Genomic DNA, 8,972 nt, shown 5'->3' on the forward strand with positions numbered 1-8,972 from the left:
CTATTTCTTCTCCATTTATCCTGAATCCATCGTAGTGGCTGATAAAACCTGAGCCGATTCCATTGTGTAAAGGATGGTGACTAATATTTTTAGCCGATTTAAAAGGAATTATATTTTCTCCGACTTTGATAAAAGGAGAGAAGTCGCTTGCAGTCTGCCAAATGGTAGTATTTTTACATATAGTATAGCCAAGGGTAGTACGATTAAAGTTTAAGGTAAGGCGATTGTGGGTGGTTTTCATGGCAAATATTCCTTATATAATATACATTTTTGGACATTATACTATATTTTTAAGAGAAATGTCAAAATTTGCTTAATTTAATATGAATCTGTCAAATTTGGCATATAAAATTTTATAAACTATGTTAGACTTACTATAAAACATTTATGATTAAGGAGCAACTATGGCTTATTGTAAAAATTTCTTGCCATATAGCAGGGACAATGTCCCCTTTGTAATATTAAAAGAGAGAATAGAAAATATATCAGGGAATGAATGCCTTATAAAGAGAGCCTGCCTTGCCCCATCAGCAAGTAAAATATTGGATAGGCCGCCTTATGAAGAAGACCTGTTGAATACATATGGTATAAGCTGTAATTCTATTGATGAAGAGAGTATAGCTGAGATTTACGAAAATTGTCCTTTAATAGATAGAAACATCCTCATAGTCACTGAGCAAGAGGAAGTAGGAGTAAAGGCAGGGGTACTTTTAGCAAATTATGTAAAAATACTGCAGAAAGTATATGTAGATGCAGAGCTTGAAGAAAATGGTTATGACATTTATGATGATGAAGATGAGGGAGAAGTCGAGGGTATACTTCATTATGACAACTTTGATGAAGGGTTTAGTGTGTTTAATTTTACTTCAAATAAAGGGCTGGTAGAAATTTGTGATGTGATAGACCTTTCATTTGTACCGGAAGATGTAAAGGGAGAGTATCATTATGGCGACAGATTTACAAAAAGCCTGACGCCTTTTGTAATTGTGACAGGGCTAAAGCCTGATAGATATCTTGAAGCAAGGCTCTCAGGCATAGCTACAAGCAGGAATGCGCTAAGAATAATGGTTATTAATCATGATACATATTTTAAGCACGAAATGCAAGTTTACCTTATGGATAAGGACTGCACTACTGTTGTAGTGGATGCTGTAGAAGATTCATACTACGAAGGCGTATTAAAAAGGCTTTTGGCATTGCAGGAGCTTAAAATAAAAGAAGAAAATATAAGCAGATTCATATTTAGGACGAAGCGTATATTTGGCAAAGACTTTTCAGAAGAAGTGCTTGTTAAAATTGTAACAGATGCTAAAAAAGCTAAAGACAAAGCGAGAGATAATAATGATGAGGCTACAGATGAAAAATATTTTGGGAGATTTTTTGAAAAGGAAGACAGTGCGAGAGAAAAACTTAGCAAAATGAATGGGCTCACTGAGTTCAAGGATTTAGTTAAAGAATACTTGGCTGCCTTAAAAGCAGAGAGAGAAAACAAGAACCTTAAAACTATGCACAGAAACTTGATATTTACAGGAAGGCCGGGTACAGGCAAAACTACTTGTGCAAAGCTCCTTGCAGACATTTTATCTGAAGAAGGTATGACCAATGCTACATTTAATATGGTGAGCAGAGCTGACATCATAGGAAAGTATATAGGCCAGACTGCGCCTAAGATTACAGAGCTTTTCAATAATTCAAGGAATGGCATTATTTTTGTGGATGAGGCCGGATTTTTTGCAAATGATGTTGAAAGTACTAATAGTTTTGTTAAGGAAGCAATTAAAGAGTTTGTAAGGTATATGGAACTTTATCCGGATGTAATTGTTATCTTTGCATTATACGATAATGAATTGCAGAGTTTTATGGCTATGGATAAGGGACTTGAGTCAAGAATTAGGAAGACCATACATTTTAAGGATTATAGTGTAAATGAACTTGTAAGCATTTTTGAAGAAAAGCTTAGCAAAAATGGATATGATATGGAGGAAAATCTGAGGGATAAGCTTGAAATCATTTTTGAAAACGAAATAAAATCAGAGAATTTTGCAAATGCAAGGACTGCCAGGAAGTTAGTAGAAGAAGCTATAACACAGTTTGGTATAAGAACTTTTGAACAAGAAAATCCCGAAAGAGTGATAATTTTAGAAGATATATTGAAATAAGTGAGGTAGAAGAGTATGGAGAAAGCAATCGTAAATATGAAAAACTGGAAATTGAGCATTAGGAGAGGACACTGTAACTTATCGGGAATTGCAGACAGCCATCCTCGGCTTGGCAATGAGGCATATATAGGTCGTACTTCATACTTAGTCAAATATACATTAAAAGACGATATTTTAGCTTATGAAACAAGAAATACTATTTATATCTGTCCATTAAAATATATAGCAGAGGCAGATGACATTGCTAAAGAAGGTATCTTAAAAGAATACTATGAGAACCTTGAGGTTAAAGAACGCCTTAGTGAACTTATGATGATTGGACGGAGAGAAATAGAAGAAGAAAAGAAAAAACAGGAAGAACACTTACTTGAAGTTGCAAAAAAGTATGAGGATTGCATTTACATTGAAATGAAGCAAATTGCAGATGGAGATAAGCTTGCTTACAATATTGGAGGAAAGGTAGGTCTTATTAAGCCCCAAAAGCATATCAGTGATAGACAAGATAGTATTTTGTATATGAGATATTCAAAAGGTGAGGAGGAAGTGAGCCTTGATTTCAGATACTGGCCTATGGAAGATAGGGATGATATACCGGTGTTTGTTATGACAGATGACGGTCATTATGTAGAAGTACCAAGAGAGCGTAAAGTAAAAGAAAAACAAGAAGTGATAACATATAGCTGGTCAGATAATATAAAAAGAGCAATTATAAAGAATATTTCTAATATTATTATAGAGTTTAATGGTGAAAATATAGCTATTGGAGAGACAAAAGTATTTACAGCAGACCGTCATGTAGAGGGATTACTTAGCCCTGACTGTTATAATGGAAAATCTATATTTAGCCCGAAGGAGTAAAAAATGATTTATTTTACATCAGATTTACATTTTTACCATAAAAATATAATTAAGCATGCAAAAAGACTATTTAATTCTATTTCATTACCCAATAGAAGAGTGGAATCATTTTTTTAGAGGAGCAATCCATCTGCATGGACATCAGCATAATGGCTCGGAATATAATATATTAAATAAAGAAAAGGGGCTTAAAAAGTATGATGTGGTAGTGGATGCCAATTATATGAAACCTGTGAGCATAGAGGAGATAATAGAGTTTTTTGATTAGGGAAGGGAGAAAGAAGAATGTATTATAGGTTTGATGAATGCATAGAATATATGAAGAAAGCAGGACTAAAGACAAAGTGGAGAGAAGAGAGTGAAGAAAGAGTAGATTTGGAAGAACTGTCAGATATTCCGGGGTTTGAATGGATTGACGAAGATAGCTTTGTAACTATGGAAAGAAACCCTTATTTTAGGATGAGGGGGAAGAGGGTTACAAAAGAGCAGGCATTTGACATAATAAGCAGGGAGAGCGAGCAAAAGAGAGACCATATGATAAAGAGGACGGAAAAGATAGTAGAAGAGAGCCCGGCTCTCCAGTTTGGTGAAATAAGATTGCATTATGCCCGTGGACTTGGCCGGATACAGTCTTGGATAGATCCTGACGGTGCGGTAGGTGAAACTAATTACTGTGCATGGAAATACCCTGATGGTCTAAGGCTTATAGAAGAACATATGCTGAATGCCAAAAGATATCCTTATCTTAAGTATGTAATAGTATATAACATACATGATGCAAGAATGCGAGAGGACTTATATGATGTAGATGGAATCTTTCATGATATTGATGATACGATATTCTGGGGAGGGTTTGAGTATGCACTTTGGGTGCATGATGGTGGAGTTGAAAGAGTGGATAGAGATAAGGCAAAAGAACTTTACGAAGAATATCAGTCAGAATATCCTTGTGAAGAAATGTTTATGAGGGATGATTGGAATAAGTATATAAAGCCATATTTAGATGAAGAGTATGTCCTAAGATTAAGCAAAGCTTGGAAACAATCAGAAGTGGAAAGAGCAGAGATGCTTTCTCTAAATATATATGACCGTAAGACAGTAGAAGAAAATTTCAAGGATTATTATGAGAGTCTTCCTAGGCATAAAAAATATTTAGAGATGGATTACTCAAAAGAATTTTGCGAAAAGATATATAAAGTTTTTGTGGCTGCTACAAAGGAGGTTGAAAAATTTAGTCTTGGAGAGATAAAGCAGGGAGAGCTGGATATGCAATTTTATTGGGATATTATTAGAGAGATTGGTAAAAATAAAAGGGAATACATTGTTGAGCATGAGATTGAGCCTGTTAGCAGAAGCTTTCTGAAAGAATTTTATGATGAGATGGATATTAATGCCTTAGTATTTTTTAGGCTTGATGGAGATTATATGGCTAAACTTAGGGACTATATAGGAAGTGGTGAAATTCATTTTGATAAGATTACCAGATTTTTAAAGAAAGATGGAGAGACTGATGAGTCAATAAAGAAATTTCTTGATGATATAGATGTATTTGGAGATGAAAATTTAAGAAAGATGGTACTGTCTTATGTTGACTATAAGGAAAAAGAATTGGACAAGCGTATTCCTTGGGAAAGCTTTGCAAAGGAATTAAAAGAATCATTGAAAGATACTGATATAACAGTGGAGTGGAATGATGAAAAGGTATATTTTAATAAGGGTGAGCTGACTATATTTATCGAGAAAAAAGACATAAAGAAGTTAAATAGTGGAAATTAAATCGGTAAGGAGTGTATGAGTATGAGAAGATCAGAATTTAATAAAAGATTTGCAGAAAATGATGAGAGAGAAAAAGAAGAAGAAATAGAAAAAAGAAAAAATAGACCGATATTAGAAGAAGTTATAATTGGAAAAAATGTAAAGAGCCTTAAGGAAGTTCCAAAGGAGGCTTATGACAAAGCAAAAAAGATAATTATAGCAGAAGGGATAAAGGAAATTCCTGATGATTTTTTAGTTTGTAATCAGTATATTGAAGAAATAAAACTGCCGGAGGGCTTAGAAAGGATAGGAGATAGGGCTTTTGGAGATATTGAAAAAATTAAAAATATAGATATGCCTGATTCAGTAAGAGAAATAGGAGAGTATGTATTTTTTAGAAGTCACAGCAAGAAGATAAGGTTGCCTAAATCAGTAGAAAAATTAGGTAGACGTTGCATAAGGGCAAATATTGAAGAGATAGAAATAGATGAAAATAACAAGCATTTGAAACTGGATGGAGATTTGATTATAAGTACAGATGGTAAGAGAATTATAATGGCATTTAATCTTACAGGTAAAGCAGTATGTAAGATACCGGAGGGGGTAGAACATATTGAAAAAAATGCTTTTGCAGGTTGTAAATTTGAAAACATAATACTTCCTGAAAGCTTATCAGAGATTGGGGAAGCTGCGTTTAGAGGCTGTGATATTTCGCATTTAATAGTGCCGGATAGTATTTTAAGCTTAGGTTTTGCTGCATTTAGAGGCTGCGATATTGGAGAATTGAGGCTTTCTTGCAATTTAAAAAGGATAGAGGGTAGATGTTTTGAACACGCTAGAATAGAAGAATTAAAACTGCCGGATAGTGTTGAGTATATTGGAGAATTAGCATTTTATGAGTATGAGAATCCTAAAGGAATAAACTTGCCTGAGTCATTAAAAGAAGTAGGAACTAGTGCTTTTTATTTAAGAAAATGTCAAATCAATACCCGTAAAATTCCGGAAAATATCGAGAAAATAGGGGATCAGGCTTTTTGTGATGCTATATTTGGCAAAAATATATATTTACATAAAAATATTAAAGAAATAGGACGCAAGCCATTTGGAGATGTTAAGTACATAACGCTCTATGACAATCTTGAAAAGGTGAAAGGGAGAGGATACTTTGAATTTGGATATTGGCAGGGAGGCTACTGGCATGAACCGGATTCGATGGAGGAGATTAGAAAGAGAGAGTTTGGAGATAATATATTTAATATTTCAGCTGATGTAATAAATGTAAAATCAGCCGATACCGATGAGCTGAAATATAGCATATATCTACCTGAATTTATGAATATTTCTTATACTTGGGGAGAAAATTTTGAACCTGATTTTGAAGCTTATGACAGAGTGTTTGAAAAGCTGGAGCCGACAGAAGAGAAGCTCGGTATGTTATTTATAAGGCTTGAAAATCCTTATAAGCTCGGAGATGAGGCAAGAAAAAGATATGAAGATTATCTAAGAGATGCTAAAAAAAGCGTATCAGGAACAATTAGATTTATCAAGAACCTAATAGAGGTAAATGGGATTCAAGCGGTAGAAAGGTTACATAAATACAACATTATCACTAAAAAGGTTCTTGATAAACTTATAGAAAGAGCAGAGATTATGGATAATAAGGAAGAGGCTGAATATTTTAAGGCTTATAAGCTTTCATAATATTCTAATGTGTCTCTAAGTTTTAACTTAATATCATCAATTAACTCCTTAGGGGCAAGGGCAACAATCCTTGGAAATGGGCTAAAAACTGAGGCCTGCTGCTGTAAGCAGAACATAAGTATGCTTTCGTAGCAGACTCTTTTAAGCTCAATTTTGCAAAAACTTATAAGCTGATTGTTGCCGTATGTATTACTTGTAAAAGTTCTATTGGAAGTGGAAATCTTAATATCATGCCCAAAATGGTCTATTATTGTTGAGAGTGCAGTTGTAGGGCATTCTAACACAACATTGTTTAGGAAACGCTTGTTATCTGAGGCAGATATCATAAGTGGAAAGGTTGTAGCATATTTTTCAGCATTAAAATCATCTCTGTTATAAAAAGAGTGAAGAGATGGAGGAACAGCTTTTCTTTTTACAGGAATAAAATTTCCTTTTTCATCTGCAATTTTATGTATTTTTGCTGAATATATTCTGTCTATACGGTAGTGCGAGATATTTTCATGCTCATTTGTAGTTGTTATCAGATACTGATGACCGTTATTCCATAAAAGAGCATAAGGATTTACAATATAAGGGTTATCAGTATTTTTTACCTGAAATTTAGGTCTTGAGGTTTTTTTGATACTATCAAAATAATATTCCCCGTAAATAAGTTCAAGTTGTTTTTTGTTTTTAATAGCTTCAAATATTGTTTGTATACTATAAAACCAGTTACTTACTTGATACGGGGTTGTTTTATCTATTGACGCAGGGCGTTCAAGATTAGATGCTTCGGTAAGTTCTTTTTCGGCTTGAATGGGACAAAGTAGGTCTTCTACTGAGGTAAGGTAGTCTTTTTCTTTGTTAGACAGATATTTATCTGCAAGAATAACCCCTTTAATCATATTTAAATCACTTGGATTAATAAATGGCTCAAAATAATATTTTTTTGGTTTGCCTGTTACCATTACAAGTCTACCGCCGTATACAGCAGCAATAGTATCGTATACATCTTCTATATTTTTGGTATCGTTTATAGTAGGAATTAAGTCAAGAAGTCTTCGGGAACTTTTGTCGTAAGGCACTATATTGAGGAGTTCTTCTTCTATCTCATCTGATGTTAAGGGATGTTCTGCTGATGATTTTGTTTGCAGTACATAAACTATAAGGTTGAACCAAAGGGGCTGGGGTAGCGGGTCAGATGCGTATTCCTTAGCTTTGCTTGATGATAATGAACTGTACAAGGCTTTTGTACCGGTTTCTGTGGACATAGATAAACCTCCAAGTAATATTTATAGAGATAGTTTAATAGTTGGGGAGGGAAAATGCAAGGGGAGGGATTGATATAAAGATAAGATTTTATAGTAGATTTAGATAATTTATGGTAACATAGTGATTAAATCTAAATATTTCTTTAATAGTGTAATTACCATAAATATTATAATTATCTTTTTAGTTAAAAACAATAGAAACTGTCAAAAGTGACAGGTATTCCATTCAGATTTATGCTATACTTTTTATACTGATAAATTCACTCAAAAGTTTTATTTCTATGTGTATTTGAAATTATGGTAGAAGAATTTACTGTTAATTTAGCTTAATTGTTAGCTGTATTTGCCTATATTGAAAGTGAACTTTCATATAGGCAATATAAGCTAACAATCTTGATAGTTTTAGTTATACAAATAAAGTGGAAAAGGGAATTATGTTTTATATAACAATATTTAGGAGGTATTAAATGAAGGTAGAAGAATTTAAGAAAAACGAGATTTATAAAAAATTTCAACAAAAAGATAATGATATTGGACTTGATTATGAGGATTTGGAAGTTCTTGTGAGGGATAAGGAAGAGGTATATCTGAGTACAGGAGTGGCAGAAGGTGAGCATAATGTAGAATTGGCGGTAGAAATCGCAATAAAAAATTTGGAAGAGGTGTGGGAAAATATAAAGATTGAAAGATGTCTTATAATGATAGAAGGAGATCTTTCTATGCGTAATGTATATAATGGGATAGATATTTTGAGGGAAAAGTTGACTGATGATGCTGATGTAATATTTGGAAGTAAATATGTTGCAAATAATGAAAAAAAGGTGAGAGTTGATATAGCAGTAGCTTAAATGACGGAGGTTGTATGAAAACCAGAGAAGAAGCCACATCCTATGGACTTACGTTTTTATCATGAAAATATCATTAAGTTTGTGAGCAAAATTCATACTATTTCATTATCATATCGAGGAATAGAATTATTATTTCAGAGGTTCAATTCATTTGAATGGACACTAGCATAGTAGTCAGGAATATAATCTGTTAAATAGAGAAAAGGGAATTAAAAAGTATGATGTTGGGGTAGATGCAAATGATATGAGTCTGGTTAGTATTGATGAGATAATAGAGTTTTTTAATGAGAGTATCCTTAGTGGAAGAGGAGATTGAAGATGATATATATTACAGGGGATACACATAGAGATTTCAAGAGATTTTCAAAAAAGAGTCTTATAAAAGATGGATTAGAATTTAA

General features: G+C 33.3%; 7 protein-coding genes and 1 pseudogene. 6 read left to right on the plus strand and 2 right to left on the minus strand.

What is annotated here, in order from left to right:
- Window positions 1-241, minus strand: a pseudogene (locus ACTTG8_RS09040) (hypothetical protein); the annotation flags it as partial.
- A 163-nt stretch (window positions 242-404) separates the two neighbouring features.
- On the opposite strand from ACTTG8_RS09040, the gene ACTTG8_RS09045 reads away from it, so the two are divergent.
- From ACTTG8_RS09045 to ACTTG8_RS09065, 5 genes are read left to right on the plus strand one after another with little or no spacing between them, the layout of a single operon-like run.
- Window positions 405-2,159: an ATP-binding protein gene (locus ACTTG8_RS09045; RefSeq protein ID WP_442561793.1), complete on the plus strand. Its 1,755-nt coding sequence runs from the start codon at window positions 405-407 to the stop codon at window positions 2,157-2,159.
- A 15-nt stretch (window positions 2,160-2,174) separates the two neighbouring features.
- Window positions 2,175-3,017, plus strand: a complete 843-nt coding sequence (locus ACTTG8_RS09050; RefSeq protein WP_442561794.1) for a hypothetical protein — start codon at window positions 2,175-2,177, stop codon at window positions 3,015-3,017.
- 55 nt (window positions 3,018-3,072) lie between these two features.
- Window positions 3,073-3,285 carry a hypothetical protein gene (locus tag ACTTG8_RS09055; protein WP_442561795.1) on the plus strand — a complete coding sequence of 71 codons (213 nt, stop codon included), beginning with the start codon at window positions 3,073-3,075 and terminating at the stop codon, window positions 3,283-3,285.
- A gap of 17 nt (window positions 3,286-3,302) precedes the next feature.
- Window positions 3,303-4,793, plus strand: a complete 1,491-nt coding sequence (locus ACTTG8_RS09060; RefSeq protein WP_442561796.1) for a hypothetical protein — start codon at window positions 3,303-3,305, stop codon at window positions 4,791-4,793.
- 21 nt (window positions 4,794-4,814) lie between these two features.
- Window positions 4,815-6,473, plus strand: a complete 1,659-nt coding sequence (locus ACTTG8_RS09065; RefSeq protein WP_442561797.1) for a leucine-rich repeat domain-containing protein — start codon at window positions 4,815-4,817, stop codon at window positions 6,471-6,473.
- Here the strand turns inward: ACTTG8_RS09065 and ACTTG8_RS09070 are convergent.
- Window positions 6,458-7,723, minus strand: coding sequence for a WYL domain-containing protein (locus tag ACTTG8_RS09070; protein WP_442561798.1), 1,266 nt, complete (start codon window positions 7,721-7,723; stop codon window positions 6,458-6,460). The two genes, ACTTG8_RS09065 and ACTTG8_RS09070, sit on opposite strands and share 16 nt — an antisense overlap.
- Before the next feature lie 467 nt (window positions 7,724-8,190).
- Here ACTTG8_RS09070 and ACTTG8_RS09075 point away from each other — a divergent pair, with 467 nt between their 5' ends.
- Window positions 8,191-8,571, plus strand: a complete 381-nt coding sequence (locus ACTTG8_RS09075) for a hypothetical protein (protein ID WP_442561799.1) — start codon at window positions 8,191-8,193, stop codon at window positions 8,569-8,571.
- The last annotated feature ends 401 nt before the right edge of the window (window positions 8,572-8,972 follow it).

The sequence above is a fragment of the Catonella sp. genome, assembly GCF_052173895.1.
Taxonomy (GTDB): Bacteria; Bacillota; Clostridia; order Lachnospirales; family Lachnospiraceae; genus Catonella.